Here is a 25,150-nt window from a genome sequence, read left to right on the forward strand (position 1 = left end):
CAATTTACGCCGCTCATGCCATCGGCGGCAATCGCCGTTTCACCGGGGTCTTCTTGACGATCGCGGTATTGGTTTCCGCCAGCGTGTTCAGGCGGTCGAGCAGGGTGTCCAGTTGCTCCATCGAGCGCACATGCAGACGGGCGATAAAACAATCCTCACCGGTAACCTTGTCGCACTCGGTGAACTCGGGAATCGACAAAATCTGCCGCTCCACCTCCTGCAACTGCCCCGGCAATGGTCGCACCCGGACAATCGCCTGCAACTGATAACCGAAGCATTTTGGATCGATTTCCACGGTGTAACCCTTGAGCACACCACGTTCCTCCAGACGCCGCAGGCGCTCGGCCACGCTGGGCGAGGACAACCCGCTGATCTGCGCCAGCGCCTTGAGCGAGCGTCGCGAATCCTCCATCAAGGCTCCGATCAGGATCTGGTCGATATCGTCGGTCATACAAAAACTCCCGCATTAGGCGAATGGCGCAAACCACCCTCGATAAAAAAGGCAGAAATCGAGTTTAGCCTGCTTTTTGCGCTGGAGAAGCCGCGGTCCCGCTTGGCATACTTTTGCCACACATTAAGGAGATTGATGATGGACAACACACTCCGTCGCGGCTCATTCGAAATGACCGCCGCCATGCTGATTTCCGGGACGATCGGCTGGTTCGTGCTGGTGTCCGGGCAACCGGTGCTGGACGTGGTGTTCTGGCGCTGCGTGTTCGGCGCCGGGACTTTGCTGCTGATCTGCGCCGCGTTCGGCTTTCTGCGCCCAGGCATTCTGACCCGCACCACCTTCCTGCTGGCGGTGCTCAGCGGGGTGGCAATCGTCGGCAACTGGGTGTTGCTGTTCGCCTCGTATTCGAGGGCTTCGATTGCCATCGGCACGGCGGTGTACAACGTCCAGCCGTTCATGCTGGTGGGTTTGGCGGCGCTGTTCCTGGGCGAGAAGATCACCCTGCAAAAGCTGTTCTGGCTGGCGATTTCTTTCATGGGAATGCTGGCCATCGTCAGTGCCCACGGCGGGCAGGGCGAGGGTGGCAATAATTACCTGACAGGGATCGCGCTGGCGCTGGGGGCGGCGTTTTTGTACGCCATCGCAGCGTTGATCATCAAGCGCCTGACTGGCACACCGCCGCACTTGATTGCGCTAATCCAGGTTTGCACCGGCGTGTTGTTGCTCGCGCCGTTCGCCCATTTCTCAGCAATGCCCGAGGCGCCGAGTGCCTGGGCCAGCCTGGTGACGCTGGGCATCGTCCACACCGGTCTGATGTACGTATTGCTCTACGGCGCGATCCAGAAACTGCCGACCGCATTGACCGGCGCCCTGTCGTTCATCTACCCGATTGCGGCGATTTTCGTCGACTGGTTTGCCTTCGGCCATCAATTGCAAACCCTGCAATGGATCGGCGTGGCGGCTATTTTGCTGGCCGCTGCCGGCATGCAACAGGGTTGGGGCCTGAAGACGCGGCGCCTGGCCGCGCAGTAAAACTCAGATGTTCCAGCGCGGCGCAGTCTTCGCCAGGCGCTGGCGCATCTCGCCGACGTTGGCGGCCAGTTGCCGGGTCAACAAACGGTAGCCATCGAGTGGGCTGTAGACCGGCGTGTCGAGGCTGGCGTCCGGCAACTCCACCGGGCGTCCCAATCGGCCGGACGCACCGGTTTTCAACGCCCGGGCCATGCCGATCAATTGCACGCGAATATGCCGGTGCTCAGCCTTGAGCGCTGCTTGCAGGTGCGCCATGGCGTCGGGGTCGTTGGCGTCCGGGCGGATGTTGCCGAGGATTTCCAGGGTGCTGATGCACATGCGCAGGTTGCGCTGGATCGCGTCCAGTTCGGTCATTGACACCTTGACCTCCTTGGACACCGACGGCATCAGCGAACGCAACTGCACCATCACCGCGTTCAGTCGACTCATCAATTTCAAGTGTTCGTCGGCAGTCACCGGTTGGCCGCCGATGATCCGCCCGTACACCGTTGCGCAATCGCGCAGCGCATCGGCCAGGTTGTAGCGCCACGAGTACACCGCGTACAGCGGCAGGGCGAAGGAGAAGGCCAGGGCCAAAGCGATACCGATCAGGATATCGACCCCGCGCCACAGCCCGTCGGTGATCGGGTTGTCGCCATGCCCGGCGACAATGAACACGGTGATGGCCGAGAGCAGGGCCGTATAACCGCCCTTGCCGATGGCGTGGTACGAGAAGAATCCGCACACCACCGCCATCGCAAAATAGGTCAGCCACGGCATGCCCAGCCATGCCTGCTGCGCCACTATCAATAAACCGACGCCGGCACCGATCAAGGTGCCGGTGGCGCGTTCGGCGGCTTTCTTGCCGATGTTGCCGTGATGCTGCAAGCCGCCGATGACTACCAGCATGGTCACCGACGCCCATTCGCCGTGGGGCAGGTTGATGCCGGTGGTCAGCAAGATCGTCGCCAGCAATCCCAGCGCGACGCGCACCGCGTGGATCGTTCGTGCATGGCGGTAACGCCGGTACGGGTCGAGCAACGGCCGCAGGATCCGCCGCAACAGCGGCGGCCAGCGGTGGGGGCTGAAAGTGCTCAGCGCTGATTCCTCCTCAGAAGATGTAGTCGGTGGCGATGAAGTTCGAATCGCGCCCGCGAATGATTTCGCTGATCAGGTCCTTGTTGGGTTCCTGGAACTTGGTCGCCACCAGGGTACGGATCGAAAACACCCGCAGCGCATCGTGTACCGACAGCGTGCCCTCGGCGGAGTTCTTGCGACCGTTGAACGGGTAGGTGTCCGGGCCGCGCTGGCACTGGGCATTGAGGTTGATCCGCCCGACCTGGTTGGCGAAGGTGTCGACCAGACGACCGACCGCCACCGGGTTGGTGCCGAAGATGCTCAGTTGCTGGCCGAAATCCGACTCCAGCACGTAGTCGATCACGGTATCGAGATGACGGTACGGCACGATCGGCACCACCGGGCCGAACTGCTCTTCCTGATAGACACGCATCTGTGGTGTCACCGGGTACAGCACCGCCGGGTAGAAGAACGAGGCTCGCGCTTCGCCGCCATTCGGGTTGACCACTTGGGCGCCTTTGCTTTGCGCATCGGCCACCAGCCCGTGCAGGTAATCGACCTTGCCCGACTCCGGCAGCGGCGTCAGCGAAACCCCGCTGTCCCACGGCATGCCCGGTTTGAGGCTGGCCAGTTTGGCGTTGAATTTCTCGATGAAGCTATCGACCACATCTTCATGCACGAACAGAATCTTCAGCGCGGTGCAGCGCTGGCCGTTGAACGACAGGGAACCGGTAACCGCTTCACTCACCGCGTTATCCAGATCGACTTCTGGCAGGACGATGCCGGGGTTCTTCGCATCCAGCCCCAATGCTGCGCGCAAACGATGCGGTTTCGGGTGCAGTTTCTTCAGGTCGCTGGCGGCCTTGTTGGTGCCGATGAAGGCGAAGATATCGATCTTGCCGCTGGCCATCAGCGCGCTGACGGTCTCGCGGCCGCTGCCGTAGATCACGTTGATCACGCCGGTCGGGAAGCTGTCGCGGAAGGCTTCGAGCAGCGGACGGATCAGCAGCACGCCGAGCTTCGCCGGTTTGAACACCACGGTGTTGCCCATGATCAGCGCCGGAATCAACGTGGTGAACGTCTCGTTCAGCGGATAGTTGTAAGGCCCCATGCACAGTGCCACGCCGAGTGGTACGCGGCGGATCTGGCCGAGGGTGTCCTGCTCCAGTTCGAAGCGGCTGGAGCGACGGTCGAGTTCTTTCAACGCATTGATGGTGTCGACGATGTAGTCGCAGGTGCGGTCGAACTCTTTTTCCGAGTCCTTGAGGTTCTTGCCGATTTCCCACATCAGCAGTTTCACCACGGCGTCGCGCTGCTGGCGCATGCGCCCGAGGAAGGCTTCGACGTGCTGGATGCGTTCGGCCACGCGCATGGTCGGCCACAGGCCCTGGCCCCGGTCGTAGGCACGGACGGCGGCGTCGAGGGCGGTGAGGGCGGTGTCGGCGTCCAGCAGCGGCGTGCTGCCGAGGATCACCTGTTCGTCGCCATTGTCACCGTGCAGATAGACCGGGCTGCGCACGGTGGCGAGCGGGCCGTCCCAGCGGCGCAACTGGCCATCGACCAGGTATTCGCGTTGCTCGACCTGACCGTCGAGGCGGTATTTTTCCGGGATGTCGCTGACAGAAGGGAACAGGTTGCCAAGAATGTTTGCTGTGGTCATGTCGCTACCCCGTAGAAGATGTCGGCGGGCCGATTGGAAAAGGCTTTACAGGTTATACGCCTGAATTCACTGAAATTTAAACCCGCAAATGTCACGCGAATGTCACGCAAAGGCGCAGGGCAGAGGGGGGAGCAACACCGCGAACTCTGTGGGAGCTGCGGTGCGACGATTCGACTTGCCAGCGATGAGGCCGCAACTTTCACCGGCTTCATCGACTGACACTCCGCTATCGCTGGCAAGCCAGCTCCCACAGGTTTTCAGGAATGCCCGATTCTTCAGGGAACCCGACTGGCCCAGGATGCTCCCTTCGCTGTCCCGCAATGCCCTCAACGCGCTGGCTTCGCTGGCTTAAGGTGAGATCACAACAATAAGTGATGCCACACGCGAGGATTGTCATGCGGGCAAGCCGATTCACTTTACTGCTGCCATTGTTCCTGACGCTGTCAGGCTGTGGCGAAGACCCCAAACCCCCGGCCAGCACCAACAACAGCATTCCCAAAGACCCGGCCCTGGCGCAGATCTACGCCAACAGCTGCCAGCTCTGCCACGCCAATCCCGCCGCCAATGCGCCGCTGACCGGTGACCGCAAGGCCTGGGAATCGCGCATCCAGCAGGGCGCCGACACGCTGCTCGACCACGCCATCAACGGCTACAACGGCATGCCGCCGATGGGCCAGTGCGTTGAGTGCTCGGAAGAACAATTCCTTCAGTTGATCGGCTTCATGGCCGACCAGCCGCTCCCACAATAAGGACCCTGGCATGCCGATAGATCTGACACGCCGGCAGTTGTTGCAACGGGCAAGCATCGTCGGCGCGTTCAGCGCGCTGGCTTCCAATCCGGCGCTGGGCCAGTTGATGCGCGCGCCGCGACTGATTCCCTGGCGCAACTGGTCGGGCGGGCAGAGTTGCCTGCCGGCGGCGCGGGTGGCGCCGAAAAATCTGGATGAACTGACGGCGCTGATTCAGCAGGCACCGGGCAAGATTCGCCCGGTCGGCTCGGCGCACTCCTTCAGCGCGCTGGTGCCCACCGACGGCACTCTGCTGTCGCTGAGCTACTTCAACGGCTTGCTCGATCACGATCCGAAAACCCTGCAAGCCGAATTCGCTGCCGGTACGCCGATGTCGCGCATGGGCACGCCACTCAAGGACATTGGCCAGGCCCTGCAAAACATGGCCGACATCGACTACCAGACCCTCGCCGGGGCAATCTCCACCTCGACCCACGGCACCGGCAAAACCTTCCAGTCCTACTCGGCCCACGTCTGCGGGATGCAACTGGTGACGGCCAGCGGCGAGGTGCTGGATTGCGACAGTCAGCGTCACCCTGAAGTGTTCAATGCTGCCCGCGTATCCCTCGGTGCGTTGGGTGTCGCGACAAAAATTCGCCTGCAAAACCGCCCGGCCTATCGCCTGCGGGAAACCCAGTGGATCGCCAAGACCGAAGAACTGCTGGAAGACATCGACAAGAACACCCGCGAAAACCAGCACTGGGAAATGCTCGTCGTCACCCATTCCGACTACGCCTTGTCGATCGCCCTCAACGAAACTATCGACCCGCCCACGCCGCCGATTCCGCCCGAAGAGGAGGGCGGCAACGAGTTCGTGACCCTGATCGAGAAGATCGACAAGTACGGCAGCGATTTCCCGGGCCTGCGCAGTTCGCTGCTCAACAGCCTGCGGCACCTGGCGAGTTTCGATGACCGGGTCGGCGACTCGTTCGACATCTACGCCAACGTGCGCACCGTGCGCTTCAACGAAATGGAATATTCGGTGCCCGCCGAGCACGGGCCGGCCTGCCTGCGCGAGATTCTCAAACTGATCCGCGACAAGGACCTGCGCACCTGGTTTCCCATCGAGTACCGCTACGTGAAGGCCGACGACATTCCGCTGAGCATGTTCGAGGGCCGCGACAGTTGTTCGATCTCGGTCCACCAGCATTACCAGATGGACCACCACAACTTCTTTGCCGCCGTCGAGCCGATTTTCTGGAAGTACAACGGCCGCCCGCACTGGGGCAAGTTGCACACGCTCAACGCCCGTACGTTGCAAACGCTTTATCCGCGCTGGCAGGAATTCATTCAGGTACGCCAGGCGCTGGACCCGAGCGGCAAGTTTCTCAACGGGCATCTGTCGTCGATTCTGGGGGTGAGCTGATGGCGGTCAATCGACGTAATTTCGTGCTCGGGACTTTGGGTGTCGGCGCTTTGCTGGTGGGTGTTGGCGCATGGCTGCGGCCTGGGGATCGCGGCGGGCCTTACAGTGAATATTTCCGGGCGCTGAACAACGAACTCAAGACCAAAGGCCCGATGCGCCCGGTGTTGCTGATCGATCTGGATCGCCTCGACCACAACATAGAGGTGGTGATGCGCTCGGTCAAACGCGCGGGCAAGCAGTTGCGGCTGGTGGAGAAATCCCTGCCGTCACCTGGCCTGCTCAGTTACATCAGCCAAAGGGCAGGAACGCAGAGGCTGATGTCGTTTCATCAGCCGTTTCTCAATCACGATGCGGTGACGTTTCCGCAGTCCGACATCCTGCTCGGCAAGCCATTGCCGGTTCGTTCTGCCGAGCTGTTCTATCAGACCCACAAAGGCCCGTTCGACCCGGCGAAGCAACTGCAATGGCTGATCGACAACCCCGAACGCCTGCAGCAATACCTCGCGCTGGCCCAAGGCCTGGGCACCCGAATGCGGATCAACATCGAGCTGGACGTCGGCCTGCACCGGGGTGGTGTCAGCGACCTGAACGTGCTCGGACAGATGCTCGCGCTGATCGCCGCCAACCCGCAGCACCTGGAGTTTGCCGGGTTCATGGGCTACGACCCGTTCGTGGGCATGGGCGTGCCGGGGATTCTCGGCTCGCCCGAGGAACTGTTCGCCAGGGTGATGGTGATTTATCAGCGCTGCGTCGACTTCACCCGGCAGCAATATCCGGCGCTGTGGCATGACGGCTTGTGCCTGAACACCGCCGGCAGCCCGAGTTATCGCATTCATGAAAACGAAAGTCTGAGCAGTGAAGTGTCGGTGGGCACGGCGATGCTCAAGCCGACTCATTACGATCTGCCGTCGCTGGTCGAACATGAACCCGCCGCGTACATCGCCACCCCGGTGTTGAAAAGCACCGGGGCCGTGAACATTCCGGCGCTGGATGACAAGTCGAAGCTGTTTTCGTGGTGGGACACCAATCAACGTCAGACCTTCTTTATCTACGGCGGCAACTGGATGGCCGAATTCGAATCACCGCCCGGATTGCAGAGCAATGGCGTTTACGGGCGGAGTTCGAATCAGGAAATGGTCAATGGTTCGAATGCCGTGGGGCTGAACGTAGAAGATCAGGTCTTTCTACGACCAACCCAGACAGAAGCCGTTCTGCTGCAGTTCGGTGATCTGCTGGCGATGCGGGGGGGAAAGATTGTTGATGTGTGGCCGGTTTACACCTGAAGACGAAATTACGCAGCGTGCTACCAATAGCAGACCGCGTCTACTGTCAGGTCTGACAGTAGACGCGGTGTCTTTGGTGCGCGCAATAATTTGCGTCAGAACGTCGTCTTTGAAGGGGCGAGTATTACCTTAAGACGTTCTTTATTAACCCTTTCATAAACAGGTGATGCAAATGGCGACTACAGGTAGTTTTATTTTCCAAGCTAGTGCACTTGGTAACTTCAGGGCAAACAAATTTTCGCTCAGCGAAGTAGGAAATGTGATTAAAGTCGATGTGTCCGATTATATTGGCCCCAGGGGTTATAGTACGCTGACGATGGAGTTTGAAAGGTTTAAGGGTACAAAGACCTTTAAAGATGAGCAGTTGCCCAAAATCATATATCACGTCCTGACTGACAGTTACAATTTTTCCTATACCCAGAAATCTGGCTCTCTGACTGTCACCATCGAGGAATATGTGTTGAGAGTCCATGGAGTATTCAATCTCGAAATGGCTGCTTCACCCGACAGCGATACGGCAGGGCCTAAAAAAATAGACCTCACCAACGGCGTATTTGATATGAAAAGCTGACTCTCAGCGTTTCTCTGCACTATCTAAGGCGTGGGAGCGAACAGGCTCGCCCCACGCTTTTTACGTCTTCAGGGCCTGCTCCAATTCATTAATGAAGCTTTCATGACAAAAGTTCGGTAGCACATCGCCAGTCCGGTCATGCCTATGTAACGCGCTTGAGGGGCCCTTCGGGGCGCTTTTCACAAGCCGAGGCGGGACGCCGGGAGTGAGGCAATGGGGACTATGGAACGCTACTCGAAAGTGGGCATGCAGGAACTCGATCAACGCCTGTCGAAGATCGTCGAGGCCGCGCGCAAGAAGCCGGTTTCGGTGTATCGCTACGGCGCGCCGTGGGTCTGGATCGTGTCGCAGGATGACTGGCAGGGCGCCTTGAAAGAGGTCTCCAGCTACATTCCGCCGGGCCATTCGCTGGTGCTGCTGCGCCCGCAGATCGACGACCTGCTCGATGCCCACCGCGACCTCCTGCACGACCTCAATGCCCAACCCGGCATGCTGATCGCCCCGCAGACGGTCATGCACATCCTGCTCCTGCAACTGCTGTATTCGGTGCCCAGCGAGCAGCAGCTCTATGAACAGCTCAATTACAACCTGCTGTTCCGCTGGTTCGTCGGCCTGGGCCTGAACCAGAAAGTCTGGAGCTTCAACGTCCTCAGTCGCGACATCGCCACGCTGCTCAACGAGCCGCGCGCGGTGCAGCTCATCCAGAAAATCATCGGTGAAGTGTTCTGCGGCGCGCTGCTGCAAATGCCCGAGTTCTCGCTGAACTTCGCGCTGCTGCACACCTGGCTGGGCAAGCACACCGGGGCCTCGCACGTCAGCAATTAACAACGCCAGTCATTGACGCACACGCAAGGCGCATGAGCGCCAACAGGTCATCGCGAATTTCAGGGGGTAGTGTGGATCAGATTTTCACGTCACGGCTGGCGCTGTGGGGCTGGCTGCTGGTGACGGCCGGCGCGCAGCCGGCGTTCGCCGAGGAGGCCGAGAACGCAGCGGCGCAGCGTCTGGTGGACGTCAACGAATACTTCGTGCGCGGCAACACCGTGCTCGATGCGCGGGCGATCGAAGAAGCGGTGTACCCGTTCCTCGGCCCGCAAAAAGCCTTGAGCGACATCGAAGGTGCGCGGGATGCCTTGCAGAAGGCCTATCAGGAACGCGGCTACCAATCGGTGTTCGTCGAGTTGCCGGAGCAAGCGGTGGCCGACGGCATCGTCTACCTGCAAGTCAGCGAAACCAAGGTCGGCCGCGTGCGGGTGGTCGGCGCCAAACACTATTCGCCGCTGGACATCCGCGACAACGTCCCGGCGCTGAAAGAAGGCGAGGTGCCGGACTTCGCCAAGGTCCAGGGCGAACTGGCGCAGCTCAACAAGACCCCGGGCCGCCAGGTGATGCCGCTGGTGCGCGAAGGTCAGCGCCCCGGCACCATGGACGTGGACTTGCAGGTCGAAGACCAGAACCCGTGGACCGCCAGCGTGGGGCTGAACAACGACTACAGTGCCGACACCGAAAAACTGCGCACCGTCACCAGCCTCGGCTACAACAACCTTTGGCAGTTGGGGCACAGCGTCAACCTGACGTTCTTTACCGCACCGCAAGAGACCGACAACGCCAAGGTCTGGTCCGGTTCCTACACCGCGCCGCTGACCGAGCGCTGGAGCGTGCAGTTCTCCGGTTACCAGTCCGACAGCAACGTCGCCACCATCGGCGGCAGCAACGTGCTCGGCAAGGGCCATTCCTATGGCGTAGCGGCGATCTACACGATCCCGTCCAGCGGCAACTGGTCGAACTCGCTGTCGGCCGGCATCGATTTCAAGGACTTCGACGAACGCCTGACCCTGTCCGGCGAAAGCGACAAGGTGCCGCTCAAATACGCGCCGTTCACCTTCGCCTACAACGGCTATCGCTACAGCGAAAAGAGCCAGCTCGGCCTCGGCCTGAGCCTGGTCGCGGCCACTCGCAGCATCTTCGGCTACGGCAGCTCCGACGAAGACTTCGACTACAAACGCTACCGCGCCAACCCGAGTTTCGCCGTACTCAAGGGCGATACCAATTTCACCTGGACCTTCGACAGCGACTGGCAGAGTGCAAGCAAAGCCGCGTTCCAGCTGGCGTCGGGACCGCTGGTTTCCAACGAACAATTCTCTGCTGGCGGCGCGACTTCGGTACGCGGCTATCTGGCCGCCGAACGCACCGCCGATGACGGCTTCCTGCTGAGCGAAGAACTGCGCACACCGTCGCTGGCCAAGTACGTCGGCGGCTGGATGCAGGACTGGCGCTTCTACGCCTTCGCCGAAGGCGCGCAACTCTATCTGCGCGACGAACTGCCGGACCAGGATGCCAATTACGCCCTGGCCAGCGTCGGCCTCGGCACCCGCGCCAGCCTGAGCAAATGGCTGTCCGGCAGCCTCGACTGGGGCTACCCGCTACTCGAAGGGCCGAACACCTCGAAACAGGAATCGCGCCTGCACTTCAACCTTCAGGCCACTTTCTAACAAGGAGCACTTCCATGCAGCGCCTTTTCCTTTCGTTGTTGATCTGCCTGGGCTTCGTGCTCCCGGCCACGGCTCAGGCCTGGTGGCAGGACGACTGGCATTACCGCAAACAGATCGCCGTCGACACCACGCCGCAAGGGGCGGGGATCAATCAGGCTCTGGGCCGCACCGCGCTGCTGGTGCGCCTGCACACCGGCAACTTCACCTTCGACGGCGTGAAAGAGGACGGCTCGGACCTGCGTTTCGTCGCCGCCGATGACAAGACCGTGCTCAACCACCAGATCGAAAGCTTCGACGCGCTGATGGGCATGGCGCTGATCTGGGTCGATGTGCCGAATGTCGAGGGCGGTCAGCGTCAGGACATCTGGATGTATTACGGCAACCAGAAAGCCCCAGCCACCGGCAACGGTCAGCTCACATTCGATCCGAATTACACCGCGCTCTATCACTTCGACGGCGCCACCGGCACCCCGGCGAAAGACACCACCGCCTACGGCAACACCGCGCAGAGCGCGACCGGCGCGGCCATTGACGGCGTAGTAGGGCGGGCCTTGCAGTTCAGCGGTCAGCCGTTGCTGCTGCCGGCCAGTCCGTCGTTGCAGCACAACGCTGGCAGCGCGTTCACCTTCAGCGCCTGGCTGCGTCTGGATCAGGCCAATGGCGAACAACTGATTCTGGCTCGCCGCGAAGGCACCCACAGCTTGCTGGTCGGGGTGAATCAGGGCGTGCCGTTTGTGGAAATCGACGGCCAGCGCGCCGTGGCCACGCAACCGCTGAATCCAGGTCAATGGCAGCACGTCGCACTGACTGCCGAAGGCGCGAAAGTGACGCTGTACATCAACGGTCGCGAAGGTGCGGTACTGGCTCAGGCGATGCCGGCGTTCAACTCGGTCATGGCCATCGGTGCCGATCTGCACGAAGGTCCTTTCCAGCCGTTCGTGGGCGCCATCGATGAACTGCGCCTGTCGAAAGTCGCCCGTCCGGCGCCGCTGTTGCTGGCCGACGCCACCTCCCAGGGCGCCGAGTCGAAACTGGTCGCCTATGGCGTCGATGAAGAACAGTCCGGCTTCGGTTTCGGTAGCCTTGGCTTCCTGCTCAACGCCGTACCGGTGGACGCCTGGGTCATCATCGCGGTGCTGGTGCTGATGATGTTCCAGTCGTGGATCATCATGCTGCGCAAGAACCGCACCTTGAGCCGTGTCACTGCCGCCAACGAAGATTTCCGCGTGCAATTCGCCAAGGTCGGCACTCGCCTGGAGATGTTCGCCGACGACACCCAACTCGCCCAGCGTTTGCAGCACTCGCCGCTGTGGCGCCTGTATCAGGTGGCGGTGAAAGAGATCCGCACCCGCCGCGAGCAGGGCGCCGATACCTCGTCGGTTTCGGCGGCGACCATCGAAGCCATCCGCTGCTCGATGGACGGCGTGCGCACCCGGGAAAACCAGCAGCTGAGTTCGAAACTCTCGACCCTGTCCAACGCCATCGCCGGCGGCCCGTACATCGGCCTGCTCGGCACCGTGCTGGGGATCATGGTGGTGTTCCTCGGCACGGCCATGGCCGGCGACGTCAACATCAACGCCATCGCGCCGGGTATGGCGGCAGCCTTGCTGGCCACGGCCATGGGCCTGTTCGTCGCGATCCCGGCGCTGTTTGGCTACAACCGCCTGATCACCCGCAACAAGGAAGTCAGCGCCGACATGCGCGTGTTCGTCGACGAGTTCATCACCCGTCTGGCGGAGATGCACGGCGAAGGCCAGTCCAGTGAAGCGGCGCATCAGCGCGGCCATCACGCCAACCACTCCGTACCGGCCTGAGGAGCACTGACATGGCGTCCGTAAATGCCTCCCACGACGATGACGAAGATGCCGCAGTGGACAGCATCAACATCACGCCACTGGTGGACGTGCTGATGGTGGTGCTGGTGATGTTCATCCTCACCGCTACCGCGCAGGTCTCCGGGATCCAGATCAACCTGCCCAAGGCCAGCGCCGCGGTGTCGCTGTCCGAGGCCAAGACCAAGGCGATTTCGGTCAACGACGGCGGCCAGGTGTTCCTCGACGCCTACCCGGTGACGTTGCCGGAGCTGGAAGAACGCCTGCGCATCGAGAAGGCGCAGAACCCGGACTTCCCGGTGATCGTGCGCGGCGACGCCACGGTGCAGTACCAGAAGGTCATCGAAGTGCTGGATCTGCTGCGCCGGCTCGAACTGTCCCAGGTCGGTCTCGTCACCGGCAAACCGACGCAGGGCTGAGTGATGACTGCACAACTGCCAATCGAGCCTTTGCCGGTGAAGAAGTCGCCACTGCGTTACGTGAAGTGGGGCGCCGGGCTGCTGCTGGGCGCCGTCGCGGCATTCCTGTTGTGGCAGTGGGCCAATGACATGAGCGGCATCCGCCGGGAAGCGCCGAAGGTGCCGACGATCATTCCGTTGCCGCCACCGCCACCTCCGCCGCCGGAAAAACCGCCGGAGCCGGAAACACCGGTGGAAGAAAAAATCGTCGAGCCCGAGCCAACGCCCGAGCCGCAAGAGGTCAAGCCCGAGGAAGAAGCACCGCCATCACCGGCGGACGACCTGGCCAACCCGATGCAAATGGACGGCGACGCCCAGAGCGGCAGCGACGCCTTCAACATCGGCGCGGGCAAGGGCGGCGGCATGGCCGGTTCCGGCGGTGGGCGACTGGGCAACGGCACGTACAGCCAGTTCCTTGCGTTCACCTTCCAGAAACTGCTGCGCGAGAACCCCGACCTGCGCAACCTCGCGTTTTCGCTGCAGGCCGATGTGTGGCTGAGCAGCGTCGGCGAGATCACCCGGGTCGAGCTGATCAAGTCCAGCGGCAACCCCGAGATCGACAGTCAGGTGCTGGCCGCATTGCGTAACGCGCCCCATCTGAGCGAGCGGCCACCGGCCTCCATCACCTTGCCTGTGCGCATGTCCCTGCAAGGGCGGCGTCCGGGTTAACCGAATTCATAAAGCTGTATGAAAAGGAGTTGTGTGCAGATGATTTCCAACGTGAATCGATTGTCCCTGGCGGTCGGCATGGTCATCGCGACCCTGGTCGGTCAGGCCGCGGCAGCGCCTGCGCCCTCGGAGAACGCCACGATCAATCTGATCCGCTTGCTGGTCGAGCAGGGCATTCTGAAACAGGACAAGGCCGACGCACTGATCGCCCAGGCCCAGAACGAAGCGGCCCAGGCCAAGCAGGCCGCCGCGTCCACCGCTGTGGCGGCCGGGCCGGTCGCCGCACCAGGCGATGTGCGGGTGCAATACGTGCCGGCCGCGGTGCGCGACCAGATCCGCGATCAGGTCAAGGCTGAGGTCATGGCCACCGCCAAACAGGAAAACTGGGCCGCGCCCAACACTTTCCCGGACTGGGCGTCGCGCATCAGCTTCGACGGCGACATTCGCCTGCGTGACGAGTCGCGCTACTACTCGGGCAGCAACAGCAACGAAATCGTCGACTTCGCCAAGCTCAACAACAACGGCCCGTACGACGTGAACCCCAACAGCAGCACCGCGTTGCCGCCGTTGCTCAACACCCGCGAAGACCGCGAAAACCTGTTCCGCCTGCGCGCCCGGCTGGGCATGAAAGCAGTGATCTCGCCGGAATGGACCGCCGGCATCCGCATCGGTACCGGCTCGGACAACAACCCGGTGTCGACCACCCAGAACCTCGGCGGCGGCTTCTCGAAAAAGGACATCTGGCTCGATCAGGGTTACCTGACCTGGAAGCCGTCGGATGAGCTGACCCTGACCGGTGGCCGCTTCGCCAACCCGTTCATGTCCACCGACATGCTGTACTCCAACGACCTGAACTTCGACGGCGTGGCGGCGATTTTCGACCACAAGCTCAGCCGCGACTGGGGCGTGTTCGGCACCGTCGGCGCGTTTCCGGTGGACTACACCAACGACACCACCACCAGCAACGGCTTCGACAAGGAAGAAAGCGACAACAAATGGCTGTACGGCGCGCAGATCGGCGCCAAGTGGGCGATCAACAGCAACAACCGCTTGAAAGGCGCGCTGGCCTACTACCGCTTCGACGACATCGAAGGCCAGCGCTCCAGCCCCTGCGAGCCCTGGGCCGGCGCGCCGGGCTGCGACAGCGACGGCACCCGCGCGGCGTTCATGCAGAAGGGCAACAGCGTGTTCCTGCTGCGTGACATCACGCCGAACCCGCTCAATCCGACCACCACGCCGCAACCGCAATTCGTTGGCCTGGCGTCCGAATTCAACCTGCTGGACCTCAACGTGGTGTGGGACGCCGACCTGCCGGAAGACTTCAAACTGCGCAGCCAGGGCAACTACATCCACAACCTCGGCTACGACGAAGGCGACATGCGCAAGCGTTCGGCGGGGCAACTGGTCAACAACCTCGACAGCAACGGCAACATCGAAAGCGGCGCCAATGCGTGGATGGTCCAGTTCACCCTTGGTAACGCGCTGGAGTTGAAGAAGCAGGGCGACTGGAACCTGTTCGCCGGCTACAAGTACATCCAGCCGGATGCCTTGCCGGACGGCTTCAACGACTCGTCGTTCCACCTCGGCGGCACCAACGCCAAGGGCTACTTCCTGGGCGGCAATTACGGTCTGGCGAAGAACGTCTACGCCACCGGCCGCTGGCTGAGTTCGGAGGCGGTGTATGGCGCGCCGTTCGACATCGACGTCATGCAGCTTGAGATCAATACGCGCTTCTAAAGCGCCGGGAGAGGGTTATGAAAATCCGCTTTTTATGGCTTGGGCTCGGGATGTTGATCGCCACCGGGGCGAGCGCTGAAGGCATGGAGGAACGCCTGCGCACCCAGTTGCGCAGCACCACCCAGCAGCTGCAAGCCCTGCAAAGCCAGCAGGCCCAGGCCAGCGCCGCACAACTGGCGGCGCAGAACGAAGCCAAGGCTGCCCAGGCGCAAATCAAGCAATTGACCGCCGAACTGGCCAAGGCCAAAGGCCTCGCCGAGCAACTGGCCGGGCAGCAGCAAAGCCTGCACAGCCAGGCCCAGGCGCAAGTGGCGGCCAGCAACGAGCAGACCGGCAAGTTCAAGAAAGCCTATGACGAGTTGTTGGTCATGGCCCGTGCCAAAGAGGCAGAACGGTCTAAGCTTCAAGCGCAATTGACCGAACGTGACACACAAGTGCAGCAATGTTCGGTCAAGAATCAGCAGATGTACGGCGTGGCCAAGCAGATTCTCACCGCCTACGAAAACATCGATGTGGCCGAGGTGATGAAGATCCGCCAGCCCTTCGCCGGCAGCGCCCGGGTCAAGTTCGATGAACTGGCTCAGGGCTTCGGCGATGAACTGTACAAGACTCAATTCGATGCGCCGCAAGCCGCGATCGCGCACTGATTAAAAGACTCATGGACAAGGAAGAAGTAATGACTCAATTGATCTCCCACGTATCCCCGCAATCCCTGACCGACGTACTGCAAGCCGCCGGTTACCGCGTCAACCAGACCGAGCAGAACGGCATCGTCCAGTTGCTCAGCGCCAGCCAGGGCATCGGTTATGCCGTGCGTTTCGGCAACCCGGCGGTGGCGGAGCAGGGTAGCTACGTCGACTTCACCTTCAGCTGCGCCTTGCGCGTGCAGGGTGAGTTGCCGGCCGGTGTGGCCGAGCAGTGGAACGCGACCCGCCGGTTTGCCCGGTTGTCGTTGCAGGGCGAGTTTCTGGTGATGGAGATGGATGTGGTGGTGGCCGCGGGCGTCAGCAATGACCACTTGCGCGGCAACCTGGAATTGTGGGATCGCCTGCTTCAGGAGTTCATCGTTTACCTGCGTGATTTCACTCAAAGCGCTGCCGTTGCCCAGGCACCAAAAGTTGAGCAAGAGGAAGTCGCGCTGTGACAAAGCCTGCCATGGTAATCAGCGCCGCTGCGGTGGCGCTGTTGGTGGTGGCCGTGGCGCTGGTGGTGCGGCCGGGTAATGACCCGGTCGCCGCCCAGCAAGCGGCGCCGGTGATTGCAGCGAATGCCGGCCCAGCGGTGGCGCGGTTGGGTAATCAGCAGGTCTCGCCGGAGGAGTTGCAGGCATTGCTGGCGGCTGTTCCACCGCAAACCCGCGAGCAACTGCGTGGCAATCGTGAGGCGTTGGAGCGCTGGATTCGTTCACGCCTGGCAGAGAAAGCCGTGCTGGAACAGGCTGATGCTCAAGGCTGGGCGCAGCGTCCGGACGTGGTGCGGCAAACCCGCGCCGCCACCGAGCAGATCGTGTTCCGCGACTATTTGCAGTCGGTCAGCAAAGTGCCGGCGGACTATCCGAGCGCCGCCGAATTGCAGCAGGCCTATGACGCGGGCAAGGCCAATTGGCAGACCCCGGCATTGTATCGGGTCAGCCAGATTTTCCTCGGGGTGAACGAACCGCAGAATCTTGAGGCCGTGCGCAAGCAGGCGACGGAGTTGAGCAAGAAAGCGCAGTCGACCCCGTCGGAATTCGCGGCGTTGGCCAAGGAGTTTTCCCAGGATCGCCTCACTGCCGAACGCGGCGGCGATACCGGCCTGCAACCGTTGCAGCAACTGGTACCGGAAGTACGCGGTGCGGTGGCGCGACTCAAGGTTGGCGCGGTCTCCGATCCCGTTCAAAGCAGCGCCGGCTTCCACGTGATCAAACTCACCGAACAACAACCGGCCCGCACCGCGACCCTCGACGAGCTGCGCGACCAACTGACCCAGGCCTTGCGTGCGCAACGTCAGGAGCAGATCGCCCAGGCCTATCTGGACGGCATGCTCAATACCGCGACGCTGAGCATCGACGGGGCCGAGCTCAACAAGGTGCTGGAGGAAAAACTGTAATTCAGATCCACCACTGAACCCTGTGGGAGCTGAACAAAGTTATTGAGATCACCCAATAATCCTGTGGGAGCTGGCTTGCCAGCGATGGCGTAGTGTCAGGCAACAGATTTTCTGAATGTGACTACCTCATCGCTGGCAAGCCAGCTCCCACGGGTATCCATTGGGTTCAGAAGACCTCTCATAGCGCTGGAAGCCGATAAAAAACAAAGATCGACAGGGAGTCATCGATGTCATTCACCGAACCCGCAACACGACAGAGCAACGCCGATTTTCGCTGGCCCCGGGACAAGGAAGAGCCCTGGCTGGCGCAAGCGGCGAACCTCGACGGCGACGTCGCGCAATACTTTCTGGTCAGCGCCCGTTGCGGCTGCTTCATGCAGGCCGCCCGCAGCCTCAACGTGCGCTCGACCCTGCTGCGCAAACAACTGGCGCAGCTCGAACAGCAACTGCAATGCGCGCTGTTCAGCTTTCAGGGCAGCGCCTTGAGCCTGACCCGCGAAGGCCAGCAATTGCAGGCGCAACTGATTGCATTGGCCCATGAGCGCAAACTGCCGGTGATCGAGCAGCCCCTGATAAGACTGGCCGTCGCCGAATCGATCCTGCACGACATCCTCGGCCGCGACCTGATCGCACTGCTGCGCCGCAACGCCAGCGTACGCCTCGAGATCATCGCCCTCGACAGCGAACTGGCCCTGCGCGCGGTCAGTGCCGACATCGTGCTGTGGCTGGCCCACGGCGACACTCCTCACCCGGGCCCGACCTTCGCCACCAGCGAACCGCAACGCCTTGCACAACTGGAATACCAGCCACACATCGCCAAACGTTACTCCCGTATCACTGCGCGGCCAGAGAGTCCGGATGACCTCGCCGATTTCATGCTGGTGCAATGGCAGCATGACCGGCAGATCGACAGCTTCCGGCCGTGGAATGAACTGGTAGAACAGCGCCTGGCCGGGGTGGTGCAGATGCAGTCCTATGAGCTGATGCTGGAGATGATCCGGTGCAGCGCGTGCATTGGTTTGCTGCCGATGTACATGAGCCGGTTTGATCGCGGATTGGTGGCGTTGCCGGGGTTGTTTGAAGAAACGATGCGGTTGCAGGCGTGGCTGGCGGTGAACACTGAATCGCAGGGGGGCGGGGAGGTGCAGGTTTTGGTTGAGTTGATCAGACGTACGTTCAGTGACCGGGGGGAGTGGTTTGAGTAACGGCATCAAGAAGGACGGATGTGTTTAATTAAATTTATCCGTCCTTCTTGCTCCTTGTGGTTTCAAAGTGGTGAGTTTAAATGTACGCGCCCTTTGAGCATTGCTGATTTCATATCCATTTTATGCTTTTGATCCAGCAGCCTTGGTCTGTTTCGTTCTTGGCGTCCCACTCAAAGGAGCCAATAAAACGCCCGGCAGGTGCGTTGTACCGCAAGAGAGTAATGCCGTCATTGGAAACTGGAATGAATACGGCTGACAGGGGTTGCCCGTTGATGTCATAAAACCTCACCGAGTTGCTGGAAGACGAGTTATAGAGGTGGTATAGCTCAACGCTGGATGACTGCCCGTACTCCCAGCTAAACCTGATTGAGCAATTGTAGTGGATATTCATAGTGGTTTTGCCCAATCCTGGATATCCCACTGCTGCATACAGGCCACTCACTCCACCGTTGGTTGCCGCTCTGATTGTGGTAACGGTCAAACCACTTTTCAGGGTCACGGGCGATCCTGTTGGAAACTCAGTTCCGGGTAATGCTTGTTCCCAGTCCTCATAGCCAGAAATAATGACCCGATAATTTTTCTGGGGAAAGAGCACGGCTTCTGAGTAGTTTGGGATATCGGAGAAATTTAATTTGAATGAGAGGTTGAGGTTGCTGCCAGCGAGAAGCGAGTTCAACCAACTTACCGGCGCGGAGCGAATCAGTCCCGGCCCTGAGCTCAGAGGTTCTCCTTTCAAATCGTCATAAACAACCGTCGCTCCATTTTTATCGATTCCCGTATATTTCAGCCATCCCGTCTGCCCTGACTGCTGATGTGGCCACGCAGCCAACCGAAATTGGGATGTTGGGAGCAGCTTCGCAAGATCCAGATCCGGCGACTCGATCTCGTCGATCCTCCCCACTGGGAGTGCCGAGTCGGAATCCGTAATTCTGTCCACCGAACCGTCGAGTTTCTCCGACTCATACGAATTGCCATTGCGAAAGAACTGATAAAAAAACGTGATCGGTTTACCCATGTTCGCGGCAATGAACGCACTGTCCAGCGCGAAATTGGCGCGTTTGTTGGTATTGAAAGGGATCGCAGTGAAGGTCGGAGAACCGACGCCGGGAGCGCCCTGGACGATCATTTTCGCGGTGTCACCTGGAAGGGCATCGAGCACTTCCGCCTGGGCGTTGGCACCCTGGAGGTTGGCCGGGTCCAGTGGGTCTAGCTTCCCGGCAATCGACTTCTGAAACCGTGGCGCAAAAAGATCGGGCAGAGGGACACCGATCACTTGCGCTGTGGCAGTGTCCGAGTCGCCCACCGGTGTTGTTCCTCTGAGCAATTTGTAGTCGATCAGCACCGTGGCCCCGGTCGAGAAAAGGTTGTTCGCCGCCTGCAGGACAAGTGGTTGTTTCTGCCCGAACTGATCAGTGGCGACAGTTCCGCTGAGCGGAACCACCACGTCCGGCACGTTCGGCATTTTGACCGTGACGGTGGCATTGACCGTGTCACCCGCCTCGAAGCGGTTGTCAGCGGTCAGCACGATCACCTGCAGCGGGTTCTTGCCGAGCAACGCCAGATCAATAAAACGAGGATCGTCAGTCGGGTCGTCCTGCCGCTCGCGGGGGATTGGTGCGGGCAGCTTGTTCACGTCGGTTACCGTCAGGATCCATGAGTCTGTAGCAGGCAAACTCGTATTTGCCCGCAACTCGAGCCTGTACGAGCCGGGAGCCGGATTGAGGATCGTCTCGATGAACTCGCCACTGGCGTTATACGTTTTACCTGTGATCAGAGGCACACTGTTGTTGGTAATTACGTAAGGCCCACCCGGCGGGCCACCCATCCCTCCGATTCGAAATCCTGCAGTCGGTGCGCTGCCCGGGTTCGGTATGGGGGTTCCGCCCAGCGTCTCGCAAAATTTAAACGTCGGAATCGGGGTGCTCATGGACAACGCTCCTTCGCAGGTTCAGCGGCAACCATTGCAAGTTGCAGCGGGAATAAGCTATCGAGCACCAAACGGTCGGAGCGGCGCCACTGTCAACTTTGACAGTAGCGATGAGCGGTCATGATGGGTTCATCCGCTTTTTCTAAACAAACGGCCCGCAGGCCGTTTGTTTGTTTCAGCGGATCAAGCCGCCGAATCCGTAGCCACCTCCAGGTTATCCAGCACCCGATTCACCGCCAGTTCGCCCAGCATGATCAGTTGTGCGATCCCCAAAAGTACATGCCGGTGCGAGCCGTCCACCAGCCCGGCGAAGTCGTTGGCCATGGTTTTGGCCGAGGTCAGGGTTTCGCAGGCGTCGGCCAGCAGTTCTTCGCTGTCGATACCGGGGGCGATGAGGTAGCGGGTGCCGGGTTTGAGCAGCGGTTTTCGGGGGAGCAGCGGATTGAGGTAATGGTCGAGGGCGCGTTCGGCGGCTTCGTGGAATTTCTTGGAATCGAGGGTTTCGTAGGGTGAGGTTGGATCGGTTTCGGGTGGGTTTGGCGTTGGTTTGATCATGGTAAAACTCCCTGATTGATGGAGCTGCCACGGTTCGCTGCGAAACGAAGGGAGGTGGCAGTTGTACGCGGGTTCGCAGACCGGGAATCAAGGAACCCGGCATACCCGAGGGTATCCCGCGCACAACCGCCATTACGCGTTCAGCCAAAATGCTGAACGGAAACGACACGCTGGGCGCCTTGATTGATCCGGGCTGCGAAACCCGATCGCTGATTCATCAGCGACCCGGAAACGATAGAGCCCGCCCTCAAGGCGCACAAGCCGGCGGATTCTGGCGGATGCGTAGGCAATGGCGCAAGGCGTTGTGGCTTGCCGGACGTTTCGGGCAACGGCTTTAAACAGTCATGGCGAATCCGTGAAAAAGCGGTTTACAGTGACCGGCCACGCACTGATCCAGGAGGGATCTTTCATGCCTGAGCACAACCCCGCCATTCACCTCGAACGCTTCAACGAATCCCACGTCGAAGGCGTCACCGCGCTTTACAACGACCCGGCCGTGACCCGGCAGGTGTTGCAGATGCCGTTTCAGTCTGCCGAGATCTGGCGCCAGCGGCTGATGCCCGAGAACGAACGGATGGTGAAACTGGTGGCGCTGCATCAAGGTGCGGTGATCGGGCATCTCGGGCTGGAGGCTTTTTCGCGAATTCGTCGCAGCCATGCCGGCAGTGTCGGCATGGCCGTTGCGGTGGCGTGGCAGGGCAAGGGCGTGGGTTCGAAGCTGTTGTCGGCGGCGCTCGACGTCGCCGACAACTGGATGAACCTGCACCGGGTCGAGCTTTCGGTGTACGCCGACAACGAGGCGGCGATCGGTCTTTACCGCAAGTTCGGCTTCGAGACCGAGGGCCTGTTTCGCGACTACGCCGTACGCGACGGGCAATGGGTCGATACGTTGAGCATGGCGCGGCTGCGTCGGGTTACGGCTTGACCAGTTGATCCGCGTCGACGTATTGGAACGTCGCCTCGTTGGCCGGTGTGGCCGGTGGGAACAGGCGGATCACGGGTACCCAGATCTTCGGGTTTGTGGAGTCGTAAAAATCCTTCTGGTTGCCCTGCGCTTCGGCCAACCCGGCATTGGTGCCGCCGGCTATGAAGAAGAACGCCATGAGCGGGAGTGTGTTCTGCAGGTTCTGTGGCCAGGTCTTGATCACGATTTCATTCTGTTCGGTGAAATGCGCGGGGATCTGGCTCAACATTCCCCGCGCCCGTATGGATTGATAGAAGGGCACTCCCGCCGGTTTGCCGGTGGCTTCGGAAACGTCAAACCCGCATTGGCGCAGGTTATGACTGTTGGGTGAGGTGTCCCATACTTTTTTCCATTGTTCGGCCGTGGCCACCCCGGCACTCTGACAGCGCTGGCTCGTTGCCGGGAACGAGGCATAAGGGCCGCAGGGCGGTTTTCGGTTCCAGGTCCAGCCATCGATCGGGAAGGCACAGAGTACATCGAGGTCGACCTTGTCGACGGGCGCACCGAAGATCGGGTACAGCATGAAACCGTTGCCTTTGCCCCATGCCAGCCGCCCGAATTTCGAGTCGGCCCTGAGGTAGGAAAACGAAACCCCTCCGCTATTGATCGAGGTCGGGCTTGGGTTCCAGACGTGGTGCGTGTCGCCGGGGTTCTTGTCAGTCACTCGCAAAACGATGCCGGAACAGAGAAAGGCAGGTCGGTTATCGTTCTTGTCACAGTTTGGAAATTGGCGGTTATAGAGCGTGTTCAACAACTCGACGACCTGAGGTCCGGTCAATTCGGCGTGCGGGTTGTTGCTCACTACCGGCAATGGTGAATCGGTGTCGACTTGAGTACAACCCAAAACGGTTGCAGTCAGAATACTCAGGACGATGTTCTTCAGATTCATTGCGCCCTTGCTGTTCATCTTGATGTCCTTGCTTGCGCTCAGGGTGCAGCTTCAGGTAACGGCTTTTCGTGGTTACAGCCTTCTGCCACTGTTTTTGAAAGCCCTACGTCAGGACGCCAGGGCTCCAGGTTCCATTCCGGTTTGTCCCGGGCAACCATCAGATGACAGATCAACTGGTGGCGCAGGCCATGGGTGTTTGTCCAGTAACGGCTGTTGGAATAATCACGGGTGAGCTCGTCCCATAAATAGGCCGTGCCCTCCGGAGGTGTCCGTCTGGCACAGTCGGTTGGCTTGATGGAAAGCGTCCACTCGTAGCTCCGGTAGATCCATTGCGCGCTGGCGACGTAACTCGTGCAGCGCTCCACCGTCTGGATGTAGCTGTCCGCGTCTGTGCGCATGGATGCGCGCATGTCGGGCGGTGTCTTCGCCACTTGCGAACAACCGGCAAGCAGCGCTATCGCAAGTGCGTAGATCATTTTTTGCATGATTTGCCCTCACTTTGGTGTAACCGGTCGCCAAGTCATTGGTCTTGTTTAGTCAAAAAAATGCTTAAAGCTGTACCTTCAAATACGGCGAAAAAATGATGGGGTCCGTGCTATTCGTGCGTCTGATGGTGTAGTTGAAGTAGGCTGTCTTGCCTCGGTTGTTGCTTACCCAGCCTGTCGGAATCCTGAAGTCCATATAGGCACCTTGGACGTAAGGGATCTCGTTGCTGTCGAGACGTGTCTGACCATCAATGGTTAATGAGATGCGTACCGTATAAGGTGCTTCGAGGGGGTTTGGGGCGTAAAGCCTGAGGTTGTCTCTGGCAGCATTGATCGTGGGGACGCCACAGAGGTGCATCTGTCGGGTGATGTGGACGTCCAGGTCGTTAGAGGGGCGCTCGATCACTGTGTCCGGCAGAATGACGGTGTAAGAAAATTGGATCTTGTTGGCGATGGAGTCGACAATCACTCGACGAGGGATCAGAAACGTCAATTTCTGCCCGGCAGAAGAAATTTCCTGGGTAGTGCTGCCGTAGGTTTCAGCGCGTCCGATGCAATAAACTCTGACTTTTTGCCTAGGAGCAGACCCTTTGTATTCCACTTCGACCGTGGCATGTTCCTTGTCGTAAAAGTGTGCGTTGAAATCCATGACTGTGCCGTTAGATAGCCGGGCCTCCAGTACTTTGGGCTTTAACAGATCAAGGTCGGGCTGTTTCACATGCACATCGATCTCGGTGGCTTTTGACCAGATCGCCAGCGGGCCTGAGGAGTCGCCGAGACTGGTTTCCGCACGGAATCGAATGGCGAATTGTTTATTGTCCTGCCAGAGGTCCTGAGCGAAGAGCTTAATCTGCACATAGCCAAGTTGAACGTCTGCTGCAGTCACTCTATGCGTTTTAAACCTTCCGTCGAGATCCAGAGTGACGACGTCACCTGTTCGCATGTAGGTGTAGCGCATCGTGACATCAACCCCTTTTGCCGCCTCTGTGGGACCTACGCTCGTGGGGGACACTGTTAAAGTAAGGTTCGGATTGGGCCCGGAACCCACTACTTCTCCTCCCGCGCGCGGAATGTGGACGAGCGTCACCAGATCAATTGAATCCGTTCCTCCGGGCTGGATTGTGTTCGTTGCCCGCACCACCAGCGTGTTGGGGCCGTCACTGAAAAGAGCTTTAGGCACGTCATAGTAGAAAGCCTTGCCTTCTTCCCCCGTTTGAATGGTTTTCATGAATAGGGGAGTGCCTTTGTTGATGATCAGCCATCCACTGTCGTTCACCGTCTGTTGATCCCAGGGATCAATCAAAAGTCGGAGCCAGTCACCGGGGACGGTGAAGAGTGCGAGCGGTATGCCGAAGTGAACGTTCAAGGTGAGGTCGGGGTAGTAAGTCGGGTTTAGAACTCCCCCAACCACTTTGGCGGGATAAACCACAAACGGACTGTTCATCTTCTGCACTCCAGAGTTCATGACGGTGATTGCGTGAGCCGCAACGGCTACCGTCATCAAACACCGCCCATCCGTGTCTGCCTACTGTCAGATCTGACAGGTGAACCCTGAAAAAACCAACCGTTCGTCGTTATCTACGCAGAGCAGGCGGTGAACGCGTCGCGCTTTGTCGTACGTCAAGTCGTTGAACCTGCCATG

General features: G+C 60.1%; 24 protein-coding genes. 16 read left to right on the plus strand and 8 right to left on the minus strand.

The features are described from left to right. Positions 1–13 precede the first annotated feature (13 nt). Entirely contained in the window at positions 14–451 is a 438-nt protein-coding gene (locus IHQ43_RS13800) for an Lrp/AsnC family transcriptional regulator (RefSeq protein WP_064381847.1), read from the minus strand. 138 nt (positions 452–589) lie between these two features. On the opposite strand from IHQ43_RS13800, the gene IHQ43_RS13805 reads away from it, so the two are divergent. Next, positions 590–1,483 carry a DMT family transporter gene (locus IHQ43_RS13805; RefSeq protein ID WP_192564816.1) on the plus strand — a complete coding sequence of 298 codons (894 nt, stop codon included), beginning with the start codon at positions 590–592 and terminating at the stop codon, positions 1,481–1,483. Positions 1,484–1,486: 3 nt separating this feature from the next. Here the strand turns inward: IHQ43_RS13805 and IHQ43_RS13810 are convergent, their stop codons facing one another. After that, the gene (locus IHQ43_RS13810) at positions 1,487–2,527 is read right to left on the minus strand and encodes an FUSC family protein (protein WP_192564997.1); all 1,041 of its coding nucleotides are present in this window, start codon (positions 2,525–2,527) and stop codon (positions 1,487–1,489) included. Between the two features lie 46 nt (positions 2,528–2,573). Further along, entirely contained in the window at positions 2,574–4,199 is a 1,626-nt protein-coding gene (locus IHQ43_RS13815; RefSeq protein WP_192564817.1) for an NADP-dependent glyceraldehyde-3-phosphate dehydrogenase, read from the minus strand. A gap of 395 nt (positions 4,200–4,594) precedes the next feature. On the opposite strand from IHQ43_RS13815, the gene IHQ43_RS13820 reads away from it, so the two are divergent. The 14 genes from IHQ43_RS13820 (at position 4,595) to IHQ43_RS13885 (ending at position 18,688) form a co-directional block, all read left to right on the plus strand. Then, a complete protein-coding gene (locus IHQ43_RS13820; RefSeq protein WP_192564818.1) occupies positions 4,595–4,948 on the plus strand; it encodes a c-type cytochrome in 354 nt (117 codons plus the stop codon). Positions 4,949–5,024: 76 nt separating this feature from the next. Continuing rightward, the gene (locus IHQ43_RS13825) at positions 5,025–6,353 is read left to right on the plus strand and encodes a D-arabinono-1,4-lactone oxidase (RefSeq protein ID WP_192564998.1); all 1,329 of its coding nucleotides are present in this window, start codon (positions 5,025–5,027) and stop codon (positions 6,351–6,353) included. A 74-nt stretch (positions 6,354–6,427) separates the two neighbouring features. Continuing rightward, positions 6,428–7,636, plus strand: coding sequence for a DSD1 family PLP-dependent enzyme (locus IHQ43_RS13830; protein ID WP_192564999.1), 1,209 nt, complete (start codon positions 6,428–6,430; stop codon positions 7,634–7,636). 172 nt (positions 7,637–7,808) lie between these two features. Further along, positions 7,809–8,207: a hypothetical protein gene (locus IHQ43_RS13835; protein WP_192564819.1), complete on the plus strand. Its 399-nt coding sequence runs from the start codon at positions 7,809–7,811 to the stop codon at positions 8,205–8,207. A 213-nt stretch (positions 8,208–8,420) separates the two neighbouring features. Then, positions 8,421–9,032 (plus strand): transposase, encoded by a 612-nt coding sequence (locus IHQ43_RS13840; protein WP_080511013.1) that lies wholly within the window; start codon positions 8,421–8,423, stop codon positions 9,030–9,032. A 71-nt stretch (positions 9,033–9,103) separates the two neighbouring features. Next, entirely contained in the window at positions 9,104–10,699 is a 1,596-nt protein-coding gene (locus tag IHQ43_RS13845; protein WP_192564820.1) for a ShlB/FhaC/HecB family hemolysin secretion/activation protein, read from the plus strand. A 14-nt stretch (positions 10,700–10,713) separates the two neighbouring features. Then, positions 10,714–12,513 carry a DUF2341 domain-containing protein gene (locus IHQ43_RS13850; protein WP_192564821.1) on the plus strand — a complete coding sequence of 600 codons (1,800 nt, stop codon included), beginning with the start codon at positions 10,714–10,716 and terminating at the stop codon, positions 12,511–12,513. 11 nt (positions 12,514–12,524) lie between these two features. Next, positions 12,525–12,950 carry an ExbD/TolR family protein gene (locus IHQ43_RS13855; RefSeq protein ID WP_007955109.1) on the plus strand — a complete coding sequence of 142 codons (426 nt, stop codon included), beginning with the start codon at positions 12,525–12,527 and terminating at the stop codon, positions 12,948–12,950. Positions 12,951–12,953: 3 nt separating this feature from the next. Then, positions 12,954–13,658 (plus strand): energy transducer TonB family protein, encoded by a 705-nt coding sequence (locus IHQ43_RS13860; protein ID WP_103386885.1) that lies wholly within the window; start codon positions 12,954–12,956, stop codon positions 13,656–13,658. Positions 13,659–13,697: 39 nt separating this feature from the next. Further along, complete coding sequence (locus IHQ43_RS13865; protein WP_007955107.1) at positions 13,698–15,395, plus strand: putative porin; 1,698 nt, start codon at positions 13,698–13,700, stop codon at positions 15,393–15,395. A gap of 17 nt (positions 15,396–15,412) precedes the next feature. Then, positions 15,413–16,042 (plus strand): DNA repair protein, encoded by a 630-nt coding sequence (locus IHQ43_RS13870; protein ID WP_192564822.1) that lies wholly within the window; start codon positions 15,413–15,415, stop codon positions 16,040–16,042. A 29-nt stretch (positions 16,043–16,071) separates the two neighbouring features. Beyond that, a complete protein-coding gene (locus tag IHQ43_RS13875; protein WP_085683839.1) occupies positions 16,072–16,539 on the plus strand; it encodes a YbjN domain-containing protein in 468 nt (155 codons plus the stop codon). A gap of 11 nt (positions 16,540–16,550) precedes the next feature. Beyond that, complete coding sequence (locus tag IHQ43_RS13880; protein ID WP_425220304.1) at positions 16,551–17,483, plus strand: peptidylprolyl isomerase; 933 nt, start codon at positions 16,551–16,553, stop codon at positions 17,481–17,483. Positions 17,484–17,710: 227 nt separating this feature from the next. Beyond that, complete coding sequence (locus IHQ43_RS13885) at positions 17,711–18,688, plus strand: LysR family transcriptional regulator (RefSeq protein ID WP_192564824.1); 978 nt, start codon at positions 17,711–17,713, stop codon at positions 18,686–18,688. Positions 18,689–18,797: 109 nt separating this feature from the next. On the opposite strand, the gene IHQ43_RS13890 is transcribed toward IHQ43_RS13885, so the two are convergent. Continuing rightward, positions 18,798–20,615 carry a hypothetical protein gene (locus tag IHQ43_RS13890; RefSeq protein WP_192564825.1) on the minus strand — a complete coding sequence of 606 codons (1,818 nt, stop codon included), beginning with the start codon at positions 20,613–20,615 and terminating at the stop codon, positions 18,798–18,800. 183 nt (positions 20,616–20,798) lie between these two features. Next, a complete protein-coding gene (locus IHQ43_RS13895; RefSeq protein WP_192564826.1) occupies positions 20,799–21,170 on the minus strand; it encodes a DUF6124 family protein in 372 nt (123 codons plus the stop codon). 409 nt (positions 21,171–21,579) lie between these two features. Here IHQ43_RS13895 and IHQ43_RS13900 point away from each other — a divergent pair, with 409 nt between their 5' ends. Then, positions 21,580–22,095: a GNAT family N-acetyltransferase gene (locus IHQ43_RS13900; RefSeq protein ID WP_192564827.1), complete on the plus strand. Its 516-nt coding sequence runs from the start codon at positions 21,580–21,582 to the stop codon at positions 22,093–22,095. Here the strand turns inward: IHQ43_RS13900 and IHQ43_RS13905 are convergent. The 3 genes from IHQ43_RS13905 to IHQ43_RS13915 all read right to left on the minus strand — a co-directional run bounded on the left by IHQ43_RS13905 (position 22,085) and on the right by IHQ43_RS13915 (position 24,952). Further along, positions 22,085–23,041 carry a halovibrin HvnC gene (locus IHQ43_RS13905; protein ID WP_244142270.1) on the minus strand — a complete coding sequence of 319 codons (957 nt, stop codon included), beginning with the start codon at positions 23,039–23,041 and terminating at the stop codon, positions 22,085–22,087. The genes IHQ43_RS13900 and IHQ43_RS13905 overlap by 11 nt on opposite strands. Before the next feature lie 20 nt (positions 23,042–23,061). Continuing rightward, positions 23,062–23,508 (minus strand): DUF2599 domain-containing protein, encoded by a 447-nt coding sequence (locus IHQ43_RS13910; protein ID WP_192564828.1) that lies wholly within the window; start codon positions 23,506–23,508, stop codon positions 23,062–23,064. A gap of 64 nt (positions 23,509–23,572) precedes the next feature. Continuing rightward, positions 23,573–24,952: a hypothetical protein gene (locus tag IHQ43_RS13915; RefSeq protein ID WP_192564829.1), complete on the minus strand. Its 1,380-nt coding sequence runs from the start codon at positions 24,950–24,952 to the stop codon at positions 23,573–23,575. Positions 24,953–25,150: the final 198 nt, after the last annotated feature.

Source organism: Pseudomonas gozinkensis (genome assembly GCF_014863585.1).
GTDB classification, from domain to species: Bacteria; Pseudomonadota; Gammaproteobacteria; order Pseudomonadales; family Pseudomonadaceae; genus Aquipseudomonas; species Aquipseudomonas gozinkensis.